The organism is Pedobacter jeongneungensis, assembly GCF_039538295.1.
Taxonomy (GTDB): Bacteria; Bacteroidota; Bacteroidia; order Sphingobacteriales; family Sphingobacteriaceae; genus Pedobacter; species Pedobacter jeongneungensis.
On record NZ_BAABBY010000006.1, the window covers coordinates 110,007 to 131,141 of the forward strand.

Below are 21,135 nucleotides of genomic sequence, written 5' to 3' on the forward strand. Positions count from 1 at the left end.
ATAATGCAGATTTTGTTGTTAAAAGATTGTAATAAAGGTCAATTATTTTTCGGGTTCAACCGTAAAGATATTATACTTATCGGCCAGCTTCCACAGCTTTGCACCGCCTTTAATACCATCTCTGTTGGTTACGATTTTAATGTTGTCTTCAAGCTTAAAATCGATCTGTTTCGAATTTCCACCACCTATATATAAGGTATCATAATTGAAAACCGTTTTATAGATTTCGATTACTTTTTTCAACCTTTTGTTCCAGCGTTCGCCACCAATTTTTTCAAAGGCCTTATTGCCGATGTAATCGTCGTAATCTTCTTCTTTATTGATCGGGAAATGTGCCAGTTCTAAATGCGGAAGTAATTCTCCATCAAATAACAATGCTGTACCGAAACCTGTACCCACTGTAAAAACAATTTCGAAACCCTTGCCATCTACCACACCTAAACCTTGCTGATCGGCATCGTTTACCAAACGTACGGGTTTGCCTAATTCGTTGGCTACGCGTTGGGCAAGATCTACACCAGCCCATTTATTTTTAGCCAGGTTGGGGGCGGTTTTAACAATACCATTTTTAACATAACCCGGAAATCCGATCGACACCCGGTTATAAGTATCAGGAAAAGGCTTAATTAAGTCTACAATGCCCGAAACGATATCTTTTGGAGTAGCTTCTGGTGGGGTTTTGCTTTTTAAATATTCAGTAAGCATGTTTCCGCCTTCATCTAAAAGTACTGTTTTTATACTGGTACCGCCAATATCGATCGATAATATATTGTTGTTTTCAGCTTTTTTCTTAATCGCCATAGTGATGTATTTATAATTTCGAAGTTCTACAAATAAATTAAAACAACAAACATTAAATGAATAAGGAAGTAATTTATGTGTAATAATATTATCTATAAAATCTATGTATTTAATAGAATATAATTATGTTTGTGACGTTAACATAAAAAAGACCACAGTTTATGAGCGTAAATTACCTTGCATTTGCGATACCAGCATTTTTTATTTTTGTATTTATTGAGTTTAAGATCGCACAGCATCAGAAAAAAGCGAAGATATTTAAATACGAAAGTACCGTTGCAAATTTCAGTGTAGGTATTGCCGAAAGGTTGCTCAATTTATTTATAGCTGCCAGCTTTTACCAGGTATATAAATGGGTGTATGTAAACTATGCCATTTTTGATATTTCTACCAAATGGTATGTATGGATACTGTTGCTCCTTGCTACCGATCTGGTTTGGTACTGGTACCACAGGTTAGGACACGAGATTAATTTTTTATGGGCGGCACACATCGTACACCACCAGAGCGAGGAATTTAATTTATCTGCAGCTGCCCGTATTACCACCATTCAGGCTATTTTTCGCAACGTTTTCTGGTGTGCCTTACCATTAATCGGTTTTCACCCCAATATGATTATTACCATACTTTTGGCGCATGGAGCTTATTCGTTTTTTACACATACACAGTTGATTGGCAAGCTGGGCTGGCTCGAAAATGTATTTATAACTCCTTCATTACATGGGGTTCACCATGCATCGGATGAAAAATACCTCGACAAAAATTATGGAGATGTTTTCGTTTTCTGGGATAAATTGTTTGGTACTTTCCAAAAAGAAGAGGAAGCCCCGAAATATGGCTTAACGCATCCAATTAAAAGCTATAGCTTTTTATGGCAGCATTTTCATTATTACCTCGAAATTGCGGAAGCTTACCGGCGTGCAAATGGATTTAAAGCAAAATGGGATGCTGTTTTTGGCAGTCCGGCTTTAATGGACCAGAATATCAGGCCGGTTTTAGAAGAACGTTATTACCAAAATAAGATACAGCACGAGGCTAAACCTAAACCCAAATTTAAAATTTATTTAAATGTGCAGCTGATGATAGTGGTGGCAATGCTAACCAGTACTACTATGTTTTACGGATACTTAACTCCGGTACATAAAGTGGCTATAGCAATTTTTATTCTGGTTACACTGATCAATATCGGAGCGCTGCTAGAGCAACGCAAATGGATTTATTACCTGGAGTGTTTCAGGTTAATCCTGATATTCGGTTATTTTTTCTACACTTTTAATATTACCGAGTTACTGATATTTCCTGTTGTTGGGCTGATTGTACTCGAAAGAACATTCTCGCTTAATGCTTTATATAAAAAACATGTACTCAATATAAATCCAACACAATTAATACATCCGTAACTTAAAGGCAAAGTTTGCTTAACGTTACCGTAACGTTGGCAGACTACTTTTGCTGGCAAGATGAAGGATGTATATTTAAGCAAAAGTGATGAAGATTTAATGTCTTTATTGGCAAATCAGGACAACCTTGCATTAGAAACGCTTTTTAACAGGTATTACCCTGCCTTGTGTAAATTTACCTCCATTTACATTAAGGATTATAATAAAGCCGAAGAGCTTATTGCTGATCTGTTTATGAAGCTGTGGGACAGAAGAAACGAGCTTCAGGTTAAATCGATTAAAAAGTACCTGTTTACTGCCGCCAAAAATTTAGCCTTTAATGAAATTCAGCGCGTAAAACTTCATATTTTAAGTATAAACGATCGCGAGGATACACTCGATTATCCGGATACTTATTTAAATCCACACGAACAGCTTACCAGTAGAGAATCCTATTCTGAAATTATAGGTTTGATTAACTTATTGCCCGACCGGCAGCGAGAAGTGCTTTTAATGAGTCGCATCGATTTGCTGGAAAAAAATATCATCGCCGATTTATTGGGTATTTCGGTAAGAACAGTAGAAACTTTACTATATCAGGCCGTGAAAAACTTTAGATCACTGACCGCCGACCGATCGAAGATTTAATCTGTTTCTTTGTTTTCCAATTTTTAATGAAAGTCATTTTTCTAAACATGATTTACATTCAGTTTAATAGGAAATGTGTGGTTTCTGGCTTTTGGCCCTTTCAGTCCCGCTTTTTGGTACGAGTTCCGATGAAGGATCGGAAGCTCTTCCCTGCAATCGGGTTTATTTAAGTAAGGCTGGTGCTCTGAAACCTAAAACCACTTGCACCGGAAATACCAGATTAATTTGATTTTGTATCAGGCTGTTGCACCTACACATGACAGGAGCGGATCTCCGGTTTTTTCAATCAGGATAGCGAGGTTAAAGGATCTATAAAATACCGACCCTTCATTTCCAAAAAAAGCATTTATGTTTTTCCTTGAATGAAACAATCCTTCTACATTATTAATCTATTTTGGTCACTCTTTACACTTAACAATTTGTTAACAATAACTTGATCTTTTTCGCTACGTACTGGTGCCGTTTAATCTGTCTTACATCCAGAACAGCATTACTAAATGGACGAACGTTACTACAGATTAATAGAAAATTACAGCAAGAAAACCATCGGCAGTGAAGATTTAACTGATTTACTGATGTGGGTTGGAAGCAGCCAGCGGAATCAGCAGATTTTCAGGGAGACTTTACAGGCCTTTGAGGCCGCAGATTATTCGCTAAACAAACCTGCTAATCAGCAAAAAAGCTGGCTGGCCATTCAACAGCACATCCAAAATAGCGTTGATCAATCGCTTATAATAAAGAAAATCAACTACCGGAAGTATTTTACCATCGCAGCTGCTATTGTGATCATTGCGTTATTGCCGGTTCTCTATTTCAATACCCTTCATCCAAAAAAGACCGAAGTTGTGGCTTATAATGAAATCTATAATCCACGCGGACAGAAAAGATTGGTTACCATGCCTGATGGGTCTAATATCTACCTCAATGGTGATACCAAGATTCGTTACGCACTCAATTTTAATACCTCCGCCCAACGGATCGTTTATTTAGATGGCGAAGCTTTTTTTGATGTGCAGCACCGTAACAAACAGCCTTTTGTAGTGTACACCGGTAAAGTAAGTACCACTGTTCTGGGTACTTCATTCAACGTCAATGCTTATCCATCATTAAAAAACATTACCATCACCGTTCAAACGGGAAAAGTAGGGGTACTGTTTAAAAATCAGGGAAACACATCTCCTGTGCAGTTTCTTTTGCCTGACGAACAACTTACCATTAACAAAAACAACGGAAAATTTGCCAAGAAACAAGTACACGCAATTGATTTTGATAGCTGGAGGGAATACAAAATCTTTTTTTACGATAAACCCCTGAGCGAAATCGCTGAGGTAATTGCGCGTGAGTATGATCTTGATATTGAAATAAAAAACGAAGCTTTAAAAAAGGTAAAGCTTACCGCAAAATTTGATAAATGTTCGGCGAAGCAGATTATGGATGTAATTGCCAGGCTATCGGACTCAAAATACAAAATCTATGAAAATAAAGTAATCATTTATTAACGATAAACTATAAAGATAGATATGATATAAAATTACTAAAGCCGAAAAATGGCTCGAAATGCTGGACACATTTCAAGCCCTAAAAACTGTTTAAACTCATTTGACAAAGTAAAACTTAGTAAAGATATGAAAATTAATACCCGATGGATGGAAAACGTCTGTCAGTATCCCTCAAAAATTATGGTGATTATCGCCATAATGATGTTGAATATGCTCTCTTTCTCTCAATATATCCATGCCCAAAATGACAAGAAAATTTTGTTCGAAGCTGATGGCATGACTTTAAAAAAAGCTTTTGAATCTTTAGAAAAGCTTAGCGGTAATCATATTGCCTATAATAATAATCAGCTCGACGATCAAAAAAGGGTATATGTTTCTCGCGGGAACCGGTCGGTATTCGAAATACTCGATCTGCTTCTAAAAGGAATGCCTTTTACCTATAAAGCAGGTGGTGCCGGCAACATTCTGATTACAGCAAAAAACACCAGCACCGGCAGAATCATTGGGAAGGTTGTTGATGAAAATAACGAGCCTATTCCGGCTGCAACCATTAAAATTGTTGAACTTAACGCGGTTGGGCAAACCAATAACAATGGCGAATATAGTTTTAATGTTGCCCAGGGCATTTACACGGTTGAGGCAAGATTTATTTCTTACGATGTTGCCAGAAAACAACAAGTTAAGGTAAGCATTGGTGCAACTACAAGTGTTAACTTTAAACTGGTACCGGCAGATAATTCGCTGAACGATGTGGTGGTTACAGCTTTGGGTATAAAACGTTCTGAGCGTGCCCTGGGCTATGCCATTACCTCTTTAGATAGTTCTGCGTTTACTAATGCAGTAGCCACTAACTGGACAGATGCATTATCTGGAAAAGTAGCCGGTCTGAATTTGGTTCGCAACAGTGGCCTCGCTGGATCGAACAAAATTATCCTCCGTGGAGAAAATAATTTAACGGGAGATAATGAAGCCCTTATTGTTATTGATGGTGTAGTGGCCAGTAGCAGCGCAAAACGTACCGCCGGAACCGGTGGTGGCGTTTACGGTACATCAGGTGATATCTTACCTACAGATTTTGGAAGCGCACTTAACGACTTAAACTCTGATGATATTGAAAATGTTACGGTATTGAAAGGTCCGGCAGCATCAGCCCTTTACGGTCAGCGTGGTGCCAACGGAGCCATTGTAATAACCACTAAATCGGCCGGAAGCAAAAAGAGGAAATTCAACATCACCTATACTTCCAATACAGCTTTTGAGCAGATCAATAGGGGACCGGATATTCAGCAAGAGTATGGTGCAGGTGTTGGCGGTGCCAGTTATTATAGTTTCGGAACAAATGCCGATGGTGCAGATACACATGCAACCAGTTCTACTTACGGACCAAGGTTTGATGGTACCAGCATGTTTTTTCAGTATGACCCAACCACCCAAAAGGGGGGAACAACACGTACACCCTGGGTTGCATATCCAAATGCTCTTGATGCATTTTTCAAAACCGGCGTTGAAACCACAAACTCCGTTAGTTTAGATGGAAATGCCGGAAAAGTGGGATTGCGCTTTACCGCCAGCCATGGCAATAACGACTGGATTGTTCCTAATACAAGTTTAGAACGTACTTCAGTTTCTTTATCAGGAAATAGTAACGTAACCAAAAAGCTGAATATCGTTTTTAAGGCAAGTTATAACAACAGGCATAGCGATAACTTACCAGCAACAGGTTATGGCAATCAGTCGTTAATGTATTGGTTTATGTTTGCACATCCAAATATGAATCTGGACTGGTTTAAAAACTATTGGGTGGCCGGACAGGAGCAACGTAAATTTATCGACTTAACTTCAAGTTTCCCCGAAGGCCCTTATGCCATATCGGAACAATACCTGAATGGACAAAGAAGAAACGGTATTCTTGGGAATATTCAGGCCACCTATAAGTTTACCAACGATTTAACTTTGTTGGTACGTTCATCTATTGATTATAACCACGATATTCGCGAAACAAGTCGCCCTTGGGATGCAGCAGGTGCAAAATTTGCTCAGGGCTCTTATCGTGTTCAGGATATAAATTCGTACGAAGTCAATGCAGATTTCTTATTAAGGTATAATAAAGACTTATCAAGAGATTTAAAACTTTCGGCATCGGTAGGAGGTAGCCAGTTAAGAAACCGTTACTATAAATCAGAGTTACGTGCCGATGGATTGGTTATTCCGGGATATTATAGCCTGGATAACAATCAGAATCCGCTAATTTCTGTACCCGATACTGCCCGCTATAACATTAATAGTTTGTACGGTACACTGTCGCTATCGCTAAAAAGTTACCTCTACCTGGATTTAACGGGAAGGCAGGATTGGAACAGTACTTTAGCCTCACCGCTCCGTACTGATAATGTTGGCTTCTTCTATCCATCTGCAAGTTTATCTTTTATTGCTTCAGATTTTTGGAAAATGCCTTCTGCAATCAGCTATTTCAAGCTCCGTGGATCTATTGCTCAGGTGGGTAGTGGCGGAACAACGCCATACCGCACGGCATATAACTATACACTGGCTTCAAACGGGATTTATCCGGGTGGTGCGATGACCAACCCTACCATACTTCCAAACATCAACTTAAAGCCGTTATCTACAACCACAGTTGAGGTAGGTGCAGAGTTGAAATTATTTAAAAACAGATTGAATTTCGATTTTGCAGCGTACACCGGAAATACGAAAAACCAGATTTTAAGCCGTTCCATTGATAGGGCTACTGGTTATTCGATTGCGGTTTTCAATGCCGGGCGTGTAGATAACAAAGGTTTAGAAATGTCGGTAAATGCAACGCCTTTACAAACCCGCTCATTCAAATGGACCATTAACGGAACTTTTTCTGCAAACAGAAATACCATTAAAGAACTAGCCGATAGTTCGGTGATATTGCGTACCGGACCGCTTGGAGGTACTCAGATAGTAGCGAATGTTGGGGGTAGTTTGGGCGATATGTACGGTTTTGGGTTGAAACGTTCGCCTGATGGACAAGTGATATTCGATAATACCGGTAAAGCCATTCCAGATCAAACGCAACTAAAATACCTCGGCAACACCATGCCTAAATTTAGATTTAGTTTTGGCACAGGTTTTACTTATAAGGGATTTAGCACCAACGTATTATTTGATGCGCAATTAGGAGCTGTTGCCCACTCATTAACATTTGCCAGAATGGCAGGCCTTGGTAAATTAAAATTAACCCTGCCAGGCAGATATGGTGGTTTGATTGGAGAAGGAGTGATGTTAAATCCTGATGGCGTTACTTATAGCCCTAATACAACGGTTGCAACTGATGTTGGTGCATTTTATGAAGCCATGTATGGTTCTACCAATGCTGAAGGAAGTACCTTCAGAACAGATTACTTAAAATTTAGAGAGGCAAATATCAATTACACCTTTTCAAAGCGGTTAGTGTCTAGTTTAGGCCTGAGCAGGATAACTATTGGGGTGTATGGACGTAACCTGTATACCTGGTCGCCATGGCCAGCCTTCGATCCTGAGTTTGGTACATTATCCGGTAGCGATATTGTAACAGGTTTTGAAGTAGGGCAGCTGCCATCAACCAGAACTTTTGGTGCACGTTTAGTAGTGGGTATAAACTAATAAGAAAATGAAAAAGATTAAAAATATTACAGGTTATACTTTCTTACTGGTAATGGGGACCTCATTTTTCTCCTGCAAGAAAGATTTCGATAAAATTAATACCGATCCGATAGGTGTACCCAAAGTAGCAGCTGATAAATTACTGGCACCTACTTTAACAAATGTTTTGGGTGCCAACCTGATTCGTAACAGGAGCATTAATAACGAGTTGATGCAAGTTACCGTTTCTACGCTTGATGAAGTGCTGGAAGGCAGGATTTACAGATACGATATCAGACGGCAGTTATCTGATGCCATGTGGAATTCGTGGTATTCGGAACTTACCAATATCAAGGATATCAATACCATTGCCAGCGGACCAGATTCGGTTAATACTTCTTATCAGGCGATTTCAAAGATTGCAGAAGCATGGACCATGCAATTACTTACTGATACTTATGGCGATGTGCCTTATACACAGGCAAACCAGGGTAAATTTGGTGTGCTTGAACCCGCTTTCGATAAACAAAAAGATATTTACATGTCGCTGCTGAGCAAGCTGGAAGAAGCCAATACGCTTCTTGCTGCCGGAAAGAAGATTGTAGCCAATAGCGATCCGGTTTATAATGGCGATACCGATAAATGGCGTAGATTTTGTAATTCATTGTATTTGAGGTTGTTATTACGAATTTCGGGCAAGGCCGAGGTAAGCGCTCAGGTAATAGCCAAAATTAAAGAGATTGTTGATACCAATCCTGCCAAGTATCCTATTATGATGGATAATACCCATACCGCTAAAATTCTTTGGAACGGTACAAACAGCAGTACGGCAGTATATTCTTCACCATTTATGGTAAATGTTAGGCCAGCTGATTTCAGGGCCTCAGCCATTGTCGACTTTTTTATCAATAATCTTACCAGCTGGAACGATCCGAGGATAATCCCAGCCTATGGAAAAAATGGGATAAACAGATGGGGTATTGCAGCTGGTCCGGCGGGATATGTTGGTGTACAGAGTGCTTATCCGATCGGAAGTGGAGCACCGATAAAACAGGCTTATTTTTATTCCGACGCACAATCGGGTAATCCGGCAAGTTTGCAAACTGATGCTTCAACAGGGGTGATCATGGATGTGGCCGAAGTTGATTTCATCTTGGCCGAAGCAGCTGCCAAAGGCTGGATTAATGGAACTGGCGAGAACTATTATTATAAAGGGATAGCAGATGGTATTAACTATTGGATACCAAGCTTATATGCAAATGGTAATGATGCCGCTGTAAGAGATTACGCTTTTAAAGGCGATTTTGCATGGAACAATGCATTGCCTTTGGATAGTAAAGTAGTTGGCGCAAACAGCAAACTTGAGCAAATCCATCTTCAGAAATATTATGCCTTGTTTTTGGTCGATTTTCAGCAGTGGTTTGAGTACAGAAGAACTGGTCACCCGCTGCTTCCAAAAGGATTTAGTTTATTAAATGGAGGCAAAATGCCGGTGCGTTTATATTATCCAATACTTGCCCAATCAACAAATCCAACAAACTATAAAAATGTGCTGGCCGCACAGGGACCAGATGATGTGAATACACTAATGTGGTGGCAAAAACCTTAAATACGATTAATGATGAAAAATACAATAAAATATTTTCTTTTGTTAACAGCTGTTGTAGCAATTTATGCCAGCTGTAAAAGGGATGATGACTATCGCTATAAATTTTCGGAAAGTGGTTTCATTTCCAACTTCGATTTAAGAAGGTACTATAAAAATGCAGATCTCCCGCTCAATCCAGAGGCTATAGGTGGTGCTACCAGCATCAGGGGCGTAGTGGTTTCAGATTTTAGGTCGGGCAATTCGGTAGCGGGACTGATTGCTTTGCAGAATAGCCGTATCAATGGTACAGCAGATTCGCTAAGGGGAATTTCATTCAATATCGGCACAGCCGCTTCAAATTTTGTACCCGGCGATTCGTTGCACATCAAATTGGATGGAGGCGTGTTAAAAAGGGTTGATGGCATTTTACAAATCACCGGTTTAACAAGTTCGGCCATAACCAAAGTAGCCTCAGGAAGAACCATTAAGTTGCAGGCCGCAAATACGAATACCATTTTGGCTAACCCTGATCGCTACGAAAGTACATTGGTAGCAATCAACAATGCGGCGTACGATCCGGAACCTACAAGCGGTACGGTATATTCTGGCGATAAGATATTGAACGATGGTTTTGGCGTGGCAACCTTACGTACCAGTGCCAATGCTACTTTTACCAATACGGCGATACAACCATCGGGTAATTTTACAGGCATAGTGTACGTTACCGGTAGCGGAAACTCCAAAAAGATTGAATATAGGATGCGGACAGCAGACGATTTTTTCTACGTTCCGATGCCTAAACTTTCGCCTGCCATCATCTCCGGATTTTTGGTTGATCCGAACAGCACAGACGGAAATTACGAATATATCCAGTTTTTGGCCACTAAGGATATTGATTTTGCTGCCACACCATTTTCGGTTTATACCAACAATAATGCTGGTGCAACTGCTTTTCCTACACTAGGCTGGAACACTGGTGCACTGAGGACCTATAAATTTAATCTTACCTCGGGATCAGTGAAAAAAGGAGAGTTTTTCTATGTTGGTGGTGCCGGACAGCGGATTAATGGTTCTGCATCAACAGTTATTGCAGCCTCAAAATGGATATCACCTGTAGATTACACTAAAGTGCCAGGTGCAAACGGTGTAGGTGATGTAACGGGTAACCTGTTGGCCAACAGTGGCAATGTTGCAGGTATCGCCATCTTTGAAGGAACAAATGTTACGCCAAGCACAATACCATTAGATGTTATTTTTTATGGTGGGGCTGGTGGAAGTTTTTATACCGCCGGGCCACCCGAGTACGGACTAAGGGTTACCATTACAGACAAATTTGCTACCTATGCCGGAAAAGTTCCGCAAGAATATTATGGAAAAGGAACCAATGATATTTCTAAACGTTTCGCGGGTTTTCCAACAGCTGTAAGTTTTGCAAAGTTAGGCGGTGTTTACAAAGCAACCAAAGGCGGATGGGAATCGGTGAGAACCATGACCAGTGTTGTATTAAGCAATACCTCGGTACTCAACGATATAGAAACCGGAGGTGTTACAACCTTGATCGATAAATAACAAAACATTAAGAATATCAATTCAAACAAGAAGATCAGTAGAAACTGGTCTTCTTGTTATAATAGAATTTAAACCCTATAAACGGGTATTAATAAAAACCATGAACAGAAGATCATTTATACAAAAATCAACTTTATTAACCACCACCTTATTCGTTAGCCTAAAATCCTTTCCTTCCTCACTTTTTTCTGTTGATGGTCTGGTAAGTGGCACCGTAACCAGTAAGGGAAAAGCTGTGGCTGGTGCTGTCATCTCTGATGGCTACAGCGTAGTCCAAACCGATAAAACGGGAAATTATCAACTAAAACTGCATGAACTTGCCCGTTTCGTATGGATCAGTACACCATCAGGCTACGAATTTAAAACTGAGAGCAGCATTGCCCGTCATTATTATAAACCAGATACCGCTGGTAAATTAAACTTTGATCTTAAACCCTTAAAACAAAACGATAACAAGCATAATTTCATCATATGGGCCGATCCACAGGTAAAAACCAAAAAAGATGTGCAGCAAATGATGGAAACTTCTGTGCCCGATACCCGTGAAGTGGTAAAAAGCATGGGAAAAACATTGGTACATGGTATTGGTGTAGGCGATCTGGTTTGGGATAACTTCGACCTTTTTCCGGCTTACGACGAAGCTATTGCCAACATCGGAATTCCCTTTTTTCAGGCTTTAGGAAATCACGATCAGGATTACAGGCAAGGTGGCGATGATACGTCGGACCGTACCTTTCAGGCACATTATGGCCCAACATACTATTCTTTTAACAGGGGCAAAGCACATTATGTGGTTTTAGATGATGTTCGCTATTTAGGCGTAGAAAGAACCTATGATGGATACATAACACCCACACAATTAGAATGGCTGGCCAAAGATTTACAATTGGTACCAAAAGATGCTTTGTTAATTATTTGCCTGCATATCCCGGTGCACAATTCAGTAAAAAACAATGAAGATTTTTATGCCGTGTTAAAGGATTTTAAAAATGTGCATATCATGTCAGGTCATACGCATTTCAATAAAAATGTAATTAAAAATGGCATTTACGAGCATAATCATGGTACGGTTTGCGGTGGCTGGTGGACAGGCCCAATCTGTGGCGACGGAACACCCCGTGGATATGGTGTTTATGAAGTAAACGGAACCGATTTAAAATGGTATTATAAATCAACCGGCGAAGACCGTAAAAAACAATTAAGCATTTATGTTGATACCCTGACCAATCAAAAAAGATTGATTGTCAATGTTTGGAATTACGATCCCGAATGGAAAGTTGAGTACTTTTTAGATGGTAAAGCAATGGGTACCTTAGCGCAGCAGGATGGATTTGATCCTTTATCAGTTAAATTATATAAAGGCGATAAACTGCCAAATCAGAGACCATTTGTTGAGCCGATTTCTACCGATCATTTATTTCTGGCACATTTCGGGCCGGAAGTTAAAAAAGTAAAAGTTGTAGCTACCGATCGCTTTGGTGAAAAATTTGAAGCAGAAATAGAAGCCTAACAATTTTGTCAGATGACTGGGGTTAGAAATTTAATATAGATTTAATTAACCGCGTTAAATGGAAACGCTTGATATCTCTATCTTGGGCTAAATTAATAGCGTTGAATGGCAACATTAAACGCCACTATAAAATCTCTTTTTTAGATATGAAACTTAAAAAAACAGCAATCTTTATTTTTTTATCTGCATTTGTGGTAAAATCGAATGCTCAGGAAGTTAAATTCCCCGCATTTAGTGCCGAGGCGCACCGTGGCGGACGTGGTTTAATGCCCGAAAATACCATCCAGGCAATGTTAAATGCCATGAAAATCGATGGCATTACCACTTTGGAAATGGATATACATATCTCAAAAGATGGTAAAGTTATTGTCACTCACGATGATTACCTGAGTCCTGCTTTTATGCTTACACCTGACGGAAAAGATATTCCGGCTTCAGATGCTAAAAAGTATCCGATTTTTGGCATGAACTACGATGAAATTAAACAGTTCGATTTGGGAACCAAATATTATGATCTTTTTCCGCAACAAAAGAAAGAAAAAACGCATTTGCCTTTACTCGCTGATCTCATCGATGCCGTACAGCATGATATTAAAACCAATAAACGCAAACCGTTTTTCTACAACATCGAAACTAAATGCAGCGAAAGCGGTGATGGGATCACCAATCCTAAACCGGAAGAATTTGTTAAACTTTTGGTTGAGGTCATTATCAAGAAAAAGATCACTGATTTTGTCGTGATTCAATCTTTCGACAAGCGTACCATTCAGATTATTCACGAAAAGTATCCAAAACTGAAAACTTCTTTTCTGGTAGCCAATAAAAAAACTTACGAAGAAAATATTGCAGATTTGGGTTATAAACCTTTCATTTTAAGTCCGGTTTGGCAAATGGTAAATGAAGAGTTCGTTAAAAAGGCACATGCAGATGGGGTAAAAATCATCCCATGGACAGCAAATACTTTAGCTGATATTCAAAAATTAAAAGCATTAAATGTTGATGGAATTATTTCTGATTATCCTGATGTTTTAGTGCAGGCGAAATAAGAAAAAGACTTATGCTCAGAATGATATAAAATAAAAAAAGCGAACCTCATGGTTCGCTTTTTTTATTTAGTGATAAATTGTATTAGAATAATCGTCATTCCCGCGCAGGCGGGAACCTCAACGCAAATAGTCTAATAAGTTGCTGCCAATTTCAATGCATTATAAGCATTCACAACACCACCGCTGATACAAAGGTCAGAGAAAGGAACAGAAACTTTTTCAGCACCTGGCTCTTCGCCTTTGGCATATTCTACATTATGGTTCACTTTAGTAACCGACTTCACAATAATTTCTTTTACCTGGGCAGCCGTTAATTTTGGGTAATAAGAACGGATTAAGCCGGCTAAACCAGCTACAACAGGTGAGGCCATACTCGTACCATCTAAATTTTTGTATTTAGAACCCGGTACAGTAGAGTAAATCTGCACACCAGGAGCAAAAACATCTACCTGTTCTTTACCAAAGTTAGAGAAACTTGCTTTAAGGGTTTCATCATCTTTTGGCCCTGATGCACCAACTGTAATCCATGAAGCAATGGTTTTTGCATCTAAATCTTTATGGTTAGGGAAATTGTTCTCAACGTCAATATTTTTATTTTCGTTTCCTGCTGCCTGTACAATCAATACATCTTTAGATGCTGCATATTTCATGGCTTCGTTAACAATCGCCTTATTCCAGCTGTAAGCTTTTCCAAAACTCATATTAATTACTTTTGCACCATTATCAACCGCATAGCGGATGGCATTGGCAACGTCTTTATCCCTTTCATCACCATTTGGCGTACAACGCACACCCATGATGGCAACATTATCTGCCACGCCTAAAATACCTAGTTTGTTGGTTCTGTCAGCCGCAATAATACCGGCAACATGTGTTCCGTGCATCGCATCCGGACCAGCAACATCATTATTGCCATAAAATTTTTCGGTTACATTGTTCGGATCATCGCCTACAATCGAGCGCGGATCGTAATCAAGATTTAAATTATAATTGGCCTGGCGGGTGTAATAATCCAATCCTTCAACAATCTGATCTTCATAAAAATCTTTAAAACTGCCTTTTTCCAGCTGCTGACTTAAAACATTCTGTATCCTGCCTTCAACTTCGGTAGATGGCTTGAAATTTTTGAAATCCTCAACTGTTGGATTTTCTTTGCCGATCTTTTTTACAACTGCATCTAAAGCATTTTTGAAACCGGTAATACCAGCTAAATTCTCTTTAGCTTCTGCCAGTTGTTTTTCTAAATCTGCACGTTCTGCTTTAAAAGTTTCCCAGTCTTTTTTATCCTTTTCTGCAACGTTGGCATCTGTAGTACTGGCAAAGCGGTCCTGATCGCGGCGCACCAAACGCGTTAATTCCAGTGTTTCAAAATTTACTGATTCTTTCGGGCCGCCGATGAAATTCCAGCCGTTAATGTCATCGATATAACCGTTTTTATCGTCGTCTTTACCATTGCCGGCAATTTCTTTGGTATTTACCCACATCATGCGTTTTAAATCCTCATGTGTGGCTTCAACACCGCCGTCGTTAACAGCAACAATCACTTTAACCGATTTTTTACCTTTTAAAAGTTCTTTATATGCTTTTTCGGTACTGATTCCGAATGTACTGTCACTTTTGAGATCAAGATTTTGCCAATTGGCTTTTTGTGCGTTAACTAATGTTGGCACCGCACTTACAAGCGCCAGACTTAAAAGCGTTCTGAAAATTCTACTCTTATTCATTTATTTATTTTTGTATTAAACGCGGAAAGTTAATTTTAATTTTTTTATTGAAAGAAATTGTAGCAAAAATTATGCTTTTGGCATATTTGCTGTTGTGTTTAGACAGGTTTCTATAAAAAAGTCATCCCGATCGGAGCATCGCGGAATAGATAAATATATCTTGATAAATTTCACGACTTCGATATTTCGCTCGAAATGATGACCTATCTCTATTAAAAAATAACCAATCTATGCATAGTTCGTATCCGCACGAACCATTAACTTATAACACCATTAACAAAAAAATCCTGAAACAATTAGTCCAGGATTTTTTTGTTAAAAATAAACTTTGTCTATTTTAAACCCGCTACAATCTTTTTTGCCATTTCATCATGCTGTTCAATTACTTTTAAAGTATTGTTTGCCCATTCTTTAACACTTTGGTCGCGGTTTTCGGTACCTTGTTTAAATAATGCAACCGTTTTATTATGATCGGTTACCATCATATCCATATAATGTTTGTCGAAAGCGGCACCCGTCATTTTTTTCATTTCATCCAAATGGATCTGCTGGTCGGCAGGTAAAGCATCCGGTGTAATTACTTTTTTGCTTTGGGCTAAAGCTTTTAATTCCGTGTTGGCTTTGGTATGATCGGCCAGCATTTTAGCCGCAAAATCTTTTACTTCAGTACTTTTTGCATTTTTAGCTGCAATTTTTGCCGCTTCAACTTCCATAATACCGCCAACAGCTGCCTTTCTTAAAAAAGTTGCACCTGCTTCATCAATGCCTGTTTCGGTGCTTTCCGATCCTGCAACATGGTTACCGTTAACCATAGTGGTATCGCCAGACACACTGTCTTTTGTTGTTGCCGATTTTTTATCTGCAGTTTGGCAAGCCTGAAATGAGATTGCTAATGCAAAAGCTGTAGATAATAAAAATATCTTTTTCATGTTTTCTCTATATTTTGATGTGTATTGAAAACAAGAGAACTTAAAAAAGGTTTTTTGAACTATTCTGCGTCCCTGCTGTAAATATCCGTAATCACGATCCCCATTTGCCTGTCCGGATTTTCAATTACCGAAAAACCAAATTGCTCATACAAGCCATGGGCATCCAATGTTGCCAGTTGGTAGCGACGTAATCCCTGCAGATCCGGATGAAAGATCATAAACGACATCAGCTTTTTAGATAAACCCAAACCACGGTAACTATCCTTGATATACACATCGCATAGCCAGGCAAATGTAGCTTTATCCGTTACCCAACGGGCAAAACCTACCTGTTCAGAACCTTTGTAAATACCAAAACATAGCGAATTTTCAATAGATCGCTTTACGGTATCAAACGGAATATTTTTGGCCCAGTAAGATTCCGTACTTAAATAATGGTGGATAGCTGTAATATCTAAAAGCTCCTTATTATCTGAAAATATAAATCCGTTTTCGCTGATTTCCATAGTTGAAATTGGTTAATAGTATAAATTGGTCAACTGGTTAATTGTGTGATTATTCTTAACAATTAACCCGTTTCAACAGTTAACCTAATTACGCATATTAATATACTGCAAAGGCTGACCGAAATCTTCGTTTCTGCAAAGAGTGATCACTGCCTGTAAATCATCTATTTTTTTCGCTGTTACACGCACCTGGTCATCCATAATAGAAGCCTGAACTTTTAATCCGCTGGCTTTAATCTTGGCTACAACTTTTTTGGCTGCTTCTTTATCCAATCCTTCCTTAATGCTGATTTCTTTGCGGATCATGTTGCCTGAAGCCTGTTGCTCATCGCCAAAATCCAGACTTTTAGGATCTAAATTCTGTTTCATCATCCTCGAAATAATCGAACCTTCTATGGCTTTAAGACGCATGTCGTCTTCGGTCACAATGGTTACAACGTTTGTTTTTTTATCCAGTTCAACGGTGCTTTTTGATCCGTTAAAGTCGAATCGGTTAAGGATTTCCTTTTTGGCATTGTTGATCGCATTATCTAATGTTTGCGCGTCAACTTTACTCACTATATCAAAAGAAGGCATGGTTTTAGCTTTAAAGTAAAAAAATAAGTAGATTTAGTAGAAATTAATCTACTTCACAAAAAAACGAAAAATAATATGAAAACCACTAAACCAAAGTCTCAAAAAAAGATCACGAAGAAAGAAGCTAAAAAACAATTAGAACAGTCGATTACCGATAAGTTTCTGGAAGTAATTAAAAGTTTAGGTCATGATGTGTCTGAAATTAGTACAGAGGTTGGAAAGGCGAGTAAACGTGTGGCTAAAAAATTAACTAAGAAATTTACGATCGTAAAAGCCGATGTAGGCCAAAAAATAGATGGTTTGTTGCAGGCATCAAAAGAAAAGGCAAAAAAAGAACAGAAACCAGTTGCTAAAGCGGCAAGCAAAGCTGAAAAATCTGCCGAAAAAGTAGTTAAAAAAGCCGTTTCTAAAGCTAAACCTGTGGTGCAGAGCATTAAAGTGGCCGCAATTGAAACTGAAGAAAAAGCCGAAAAAGTGTTGGCAAAACCAGTTACAGAAGTTAAAAAAGCTGTTGCAGCAACTACAACTGCTGTTAAAAAAGCACCGGCAAAAGCAACTGCAGCCGTAAATATAGTCGAAGCTCCTGCAGCTGATCAGGAAAAGGCTGTGCCGGTTGTTAAAAAAACAGTGGCTAAAACTACACCTGCCGTTAAGAAAGTGGTTAAAGCCCCGGCCAAAAAATAAATTTGTTAACGTTAATGCGTAAATGAATTAACATCGATTTAACAAATTAATATGCAGTTTTGAGCATCCCTGTTTTTAACGGGGATTTTTATTTTTTTAAATGAGCAATAAGAAGATCCCCTTTTTTAACCGCGAAATTAGCTGGCTTTACTTTAACGACCGCGTACTACAGGAAGCTGCCGATGAAACCGTGCCGTTAATTGAGCGTATTAAATTTCTATCCATATTTTCTTCAAATTTAGAAGAGTTTTACCGGGTGAGGGTGGCCACCATGACACGCCTTACCAACCTGAATGATAAAGCAAAGGCACTTTTAGGATTTAACCCAAAGAAAATCCTGAACGAAATAAAAAATATTGTAGTAAAGCAGGAAAGAAAATTCGACCAGCTTTTTCAGGCTACTCTAATCAACGAACTTGCGCAGAACAGGATTTTTATCTTAAACGATACCCAGTTGAACGTGAGCAGGGGTGAGTTTGTGAAAAACCATTTCAGGGATAAGATTTTATCCAACCTGGTGCCCATTATGCTGGATATGGACAAGCCTTTTCCGGAGTTAAAGGACCGTTACCTGTATTTCTTTGTAAAATTATCTAAAAAGGATACAAAAGTAAGAGAAAAATACGCCCTTATCGAAATTCCACCTAATTTACCCCGGTTTTTAGTCCTTCCTGAAACAAATGACTTAAAATTTATCATTCTGGCCGAAGATATTATCCGTTATTGCCTGGATGATATTTTTTACGTTTTCACCTACGATAATTTAGAGGCTTATTCGATTCAGCTCACCCGCGATGCGGAACTGGATATTGATAAAAACATCAACGATAAATTTATTGAGGATCTAAAAAGCAGTTTGGAAAAACGCAAAAAAGGTAAACCGATGCGTTTATTGTACGATTCGGCCATGCCTTTGAATATGCTTACGGTTTTGGTGAATAAATTAAAGCTTGAAGCAGAAAGTTTGATTCCCGGTAACCGTTACCATAAATTTGGCGATTTTATCGCTTTCCCGAACGTTGGTAAAAAGGAACTTGAATATACCCCGAATGTGCCTTTAAAAGTTCGTGGTTTACACCGTACCGAAAGTGTTTTTAGTAAAGTAGCACAACGAGATTACCTGGTTAACCTGCCTTACCAATCATACGATTACATTATTTTGTTTTTACGCGAGGCTGCTATCGATCCAAAGGTTACCGAAATACAGATTACCTTATACCGTTTGGCAGAAAACTCCAAAGTAATTAATGCTTTGATCAACGCGGCTAAAAACGGAAAGGCTGTTTCTGTTGTATTAGAGCTTAAAGCGCGTTTTGATGAACAGGCAAATATTTTTTGGACCACCCGTTTAATGGAAGAAGGCGTTAAGGTAAATTATGGCTTAACCGATTATAAAGTCCATTCTAAAATTTGTTTGGTAAAACGGATTGAGAAAGATAAACCGGTGTATTATGCCAATTTAGCAACAGGTAACTTTAACGAAAAAACCGCTGGTTTATATTGCGATCATAGTATTTTTACTGCCAAAAAGGAGATTACCAACGATCTGGTAAAACTTTTTGATGCCCTGAATAAACGTACTGTAACCAAAGGCTTTAAGCATTTAATTGTTTCCCCTTTAGAAAGCCGGTCTAAATTAGTCAATTTTATTAACCGCGAAATCAGAAATGCCAAACAGGGCAAACTGGCTTATATCATGCTTAAAGTAAATAGTTTAGCCGATGAAGGAATTATTGCCAAACTTTATGATGCAAGCAATGCCGGAGTTAAAATCCAGTTAATTATCCGAGGGATTTGTTGCCTGGTACCAGGCGTAAAGGGTTTTAGTGAAAATATAACAGCGATTAGCATTATTGATAAATTTTTAGAACATGCCCGGGTATATATTTTCGGAAACAATGGCAAAAACGACATGTATCTCTCCTCTGCCGATTTAATGAGCCGGAACTTTGAGCACCGTGTAGAGGTAGGTTTTCCGGTTTTGGATCATGATGTGAAACAGGAGATTCAGGATATTATCGATCTGCAACTGCAGGACAATACAAAATCGAGGCAGATTAATGCTTTAAACAACAATAAGTACCATAAAAACAGATTAAGTAAAAAAATAAGGGCACAGGTAGACATCTACAACTATTTAAAAACCAAGCATCAATCATAATGTTAAGATACGCAGCTATAGATATCGGTTCGAACGCAGTGAGGTTACTCATTGCTGATATCAGCAAACAGGACGGAAAATATAAATACAAAAAGAATACTTTAATCCGTGTGCCGCTCCGTTTGGGCGATGATGCGTTTTTAGATCAGCATATTTCAGATAAAAAATCGTCAGATTTAGTCAAAACCATGACGGCTTTTAAAAATCTGATGGATGTTTATCATGTTTCAGAATACCTGGCCTGTGCAACATCTGCCATGCGGGAAGCCAGGAACGGACAAGACATCGTAAAACTGATTAAAGAAGAAATCGACCTGACTCTTGAAATTATTGAAGGGCAGCGCGAAGCCAATATTATTTATGCCAATCATATTGAAGAGGAACTGGATGAAAATAAAACCTATTTATACATTGATGTTGGCGGTGGCAGTACCGAACTTTCTGTGTTTGTAAAAGGAGCGCCTGAAGCTTCAAGGTCTTTCAATATCGGTACCATCAGGATGCTTGATAATCAGGATAAAGAAGAAACCTGGGAAGAAATGAAAGATTGGGTAAAAGAACATACCAAAGCATATAAACATCTTGCTGGAATTGGTACAGGCGGCAACATTAACAAACTTTTCCGCATGTCGGACGAGAAGGAAAATGCACCTTTATCTTTACAGAAGTTAAATTCCATGTATAATAAACTGACGAGTTACTCCTTAAAAGAACGCATTAATACCTTAGGTTTAAACCCCGACCGTGCTGATGTTATTATCCCGGCCTGCGAAATTTACCTCACTTTAATGAAATGGACAGGAATTAAACAAATTTATGTACCTAAAGTAGGAATGGCTGATGGGATCATTAAATTATTAATCGAAGAGAAGCTGGATTAGCTAACAAGATAATAACAGAAAAGAGGTT

16 protein-coding genes are annotated in these 21,135 nt (G+C 38.8%); 11 read left to right on the forward strand and 5 right to left on the reverse strand.

All coding sequences use genetic code 11. From position 1 onward, the window contains the following. Nucleotides 1–42: 42 nt before the first annotated feature. Nucleotides 43–801 carry an ROK family protein gene (locus ABD769_RS12770; protein WP_344851803.1) on the reverse strand — a complete coding sequence of 253 codons (759 nt, stop codon included), beginning with the start codon at nt 799–801 and terminating at the stop codon, nt 43–45. A 161-nt stretch (nt 802–962) separates the two neighbouring features. On the opposite strand from ABD769_RS12770, the gene ABD769_RS12775 reads away from it, so the two are divergent. The 8 genes from ABD769_RS12775 to ABD769_RS12810 all read left to right on the forward strand — a co-directional run bounded on the left by ABD769_RS12775 (nt 963) and on the right by ABD769_RS12810 (nt 13,646). Beyond that, a complete protein-coding gene (locus ABD769_RS12775) occupies nt 963–2,201 on the forward strand; it encodes a sterol desaturase family protein (RefSeq protein WP_344851804.1) in 1,239 nt (412 codons plus the stop codon). 60 nt (nt 2,202–2,261) lie between these two features. Continuing rightward, nucleotides 2,262–2,828, forward strand: coding sequence for an RNA polymerase sigma factor (locus tag ABD769_RS12780; RefSeq protein ID WP_344851805.1), 567 nt, complete (start codon nt 2,262–2,264; stop codon nt 2,826–2,828). Nucleotides 2,829–3,325: 497 nt separating this feature from the next. Next, nucleotides 3,326–4,327, forward strand: coding sequence for a FecR family protein (locus tag ABD769_RS12785; protein WP_344851806.1), 1,002 nt, complete (start codon nt 3,326–3,328; stop codon nt 4,325–4,327). Nucleotides 4,328–4,474: 147 nt separating this feature from the next. Beyond that, the gene (locus tag ABD769_RS12790) at nt 4,475–7,954 is read left to right on the forward strand and encodes a SusC/RagA family TonB-linked outer membrane protein (protein WP_344851807.1); all 3,480 of its coding nucleotides are present in this window, start codon (nt 4,475–4,477) and stop codon (nt 7,952–7,954) included. 7 nt (nt 7,955–7,961) lie between these two features. Beyond that, nucleotides 7,962–9,542, forward strand: a complete 1,581-nt coding sequence (locus ABD769_RS12795; RefSeq protein ID WP_344851808.1) for a SusD/RagB family nutrient-binding outer membrane lipoprotein — start codon at nt 7,962–7,964, stop codon at nt 9,540–9,542. A 9-nt stretch (nt 9,543–9,551) separates the two neighbouring features. Continuing rightward, nucleotides 9,552–11,090 carry a DUF5689 domain-containing protein gene (locus ABD769_RS12800; protein WP_344851809.1) on the forward strand — a complete coding sequence of 513 codons (1,539 nt, stop codon included), beginning with the start codon at nt 9,552–9,554 and terminating at the stop codon, nt 11,088–11,090. A 100-nt stretch (nt 11,091–11,190) separates the two neighbouring features. Beyond that, entirely contained in the window at nt 11,191–12,600 is a 1,410-nt protein-coding gene (locus ABD769_RS12805; RefSeq protein WP_344851810.1) for a calcineurin-like phosphoesterase C-terminal domain-containing protein, read from the forward strand. Nucleotides 12,601–12,746: 146 nt separating this feature from the next. Beyond that, nucleotides 12,747–13,646: a glycerophosphodiester phosphodiesterase family protein gene (locus ABD769_RS12810; protein WP_344851811.1), complete on the forward strand. Its 900-nt coding sequence runs from the start codon at nt 12,747–12,749 to the stop codon at nt 13,644–13,646. 131 nt (nt 13,647–13,777) lie between these two features. On the opposite strand, the gene ABD769_RS12815 is transcribed toward ABD769_RS12810, so the two are convergent. The 4 genes from ABD769_RS12815 to ABD769_RS12830 all read right to left on the reverse strand — a co-directional run bounded on the left by ABD769_RS12815 (nt 13,778) and on the right by ABD769_RS12830 (nt 17,381). Then, complete coding sequence (locus ABD769_RS12815; RefSeq protein ID WP_344851812.1) at nt 13,778–15,370, reverse strand: S8 family peptidase; 1,593 nt, start codon at nt 15,368–15,370, stop codon at nt 13,778–13,780. Nucleotides 15,371–15,702: 332 nt separating this feature from the next. After that, the gene (locus tag ABD769_RS12820; RefSeq protein WP_344851813.1) at nt 15,703–16,299 is read right to left on the reverse strand and encodes a DUF4142 domain-containing protein; all 597 of its coding nucleotides are present in this window, start codon (nt 16,297–16,299) and stop codon (nt 15,703–15,705) included. A 59-nt stretch (nt 16,300–16,358) separates the two neighbouring features. Further along, nucleotides 16,359–16,805, reverse strand: a complete 447-nt coding sequence (locus ABD769_RS12825) for a GNAT family N-acetyltransferase (protein ID WP_344851814.1) — start codon at nt 16,803–16,805, stop codon at nt 16,359–16,361. Between the two features lie 84 nt (nt 16,806–16,889). Next, entirely contained in the window at nt 16,890–17,381 is a 492-nt protein-coding gene (locus ABD769_RS12830) for a YajQ family cyclic di-GMP-binding protein (RefSeq protein ID WP_344851815.1), read from the reverse strand. A 75-nt stretch (nt 17,382–17,456) separates the two neighbouring features. On the opposite strand from ABD769_RS12830, the gene ABD769_RS12835 reads away from it, so the two are divergent. The 3 genes from ABD769_RS12835 to ABD769_RS12845 all read left to right on the forward strand — a co-directional run bounded on the left by ABD769_RS12835 (nt 17,457) and on the right by ABD769_RS12845 (nt 21,107). Then, complete coding sequence (locus tag ABD769_RS12835) at nt 17,457–18,065, forward strand: hypothetical protein (protein WP_344851816.1); 609 nt, start codon at nt 17,457–17,459, stop codon at nt 18,063–18,065. 100 nt (nt 18,066–18,165) lie between these two features. Then, nucleotides 18,166–20,226: a polyphosphate kinase 1 gene (gene ppk1, locus ABD769_RS12840; protein WP_344851817.1), complete on the forward strand. Its 2,061-nt coding sequence runs from the start codon at nt 18,166–18,168 to the stop codon at nt 20,224–20,226. Next, complete coding sequence (locus tag ABD769_RS12845) at nt 20,226–21,107, forward strand: Ppx/GppA phosphatase family protein (protein WP_344851818.1); 882 nt, start codon at nt 20,226–20,228, stop codon at nt 21,105–21,107. The genes ppk1 and ABD769_RS12845 overlap by 1 nt, the downstream gene beginning before the upstream one ends. Nucleotides 21,108–21,135: the final 28 nt, after the last annotated feature.

Coding starts and splice junctions, on each gene's coding strand:
- ABD769_RS12790 (WP_344851807.1), top strand. CDS start 4,475: ATGGAAAACGTCTGTCAGTATCCCTCAAAAATTATGGTGATTATCGCC.
- ABD769_RS12835 (WP_344851816.1), top strand. CDS start 17,457: ATGAAAACCACTAAACCAAAGTCTCAAAAAAAGATCACGAAGAAAGAA.
- ABD769_RS12820 (WP_344851813.1), bottom strand. CDS start 16,299: ATGAAAAAGATATTTTTATTATCTACAGCTTTTGCATTAGCAATCTCA.
- ABD769_RS12800 (WP_344851809.1), top strand. CDS start 9,552: ATGATGAAAAATACAATAAAATATTTTCTTTTGTTAACAGCTGTTGTA.
- ABD769_RS12780 (WP_344851805.1), top strand. CDS start 2,262: ATGAAGGATGTATATTTAAGCAAAAGTGATGAAGATTTAATGTCTTTA.
- ABD769_RS12805 (WP_344851810.1), top strand. CDS start 11,191: ATGAACAGAAGATCATTTATACAAAAATCAACTTTATTAACCACCACC.
- ABD769_RS12795 (WP_344851808.1), top strand. CDS start 7,962: ATGAAAAAGATTAAAAATATTACAGGTTATACTTTCTTACTGGTAATG.
- ppk1 (WP_344851817.1), top strand. CDS start 18,166: ATGAGCAATAAGAAGATCCCCTTTTTTAACCGCGAAATTAGCTGGCTT.
- ABD769_RS12830 (WP_344851815.1), bottom strand. CDS start 17,381: ATGCCTTCTTTTGATATAGTGAGTAAAGTTGACGCGCAAACATTAGAT.
- ABD769_RS12810 (WP_344851811.1), top strand. CDS start 12,747: ATGAAACTTAAAAAAACAGCAATCTTTATTTTTTTATCTGCATTTGTG.
- ABD769_RS12775 (WP_344851804.1), top strand. CDS start 963: ATGAGCGTAAATTACCTTGCATTTGCGATACCAGCATTTTTTATTTTT.
- ABD769_RS12770 (WP_344851803.1), bottom strand. CDS start 801: ATGGCGATTAAGAAAAAAGCTGAAAACAACAATATATTATCGATCGAT.
- ABD769_RS12845 (WP_344851818.1), top strand. CDS start 20,226: ATGTTAAGATACGCAGCTATAGATATCGGTTCGAACGCAGTGAGGTTA.
- ABD769_RS12825 (WP_344851814.1), bottom strand. CDS start 16,805: ATGGAAATCAGCGAAAACGGATTTATATTTTCAGATAATAAGGAGCTT.
- ABD769_RS12815 (WP_344851812.1), bottom strand. CDS start 15,370: ATGAATAAGAGTAGAATTTTCAGAACGCTTTTAAGTCTGGCGCTTGTA.
- ABD769_RS12785 (WP_344851806.1), top strand. CDS start 3,326: ATGGACGAACGTTACTACAGATTAATAGAAAATTACAGCAAGAAAACC.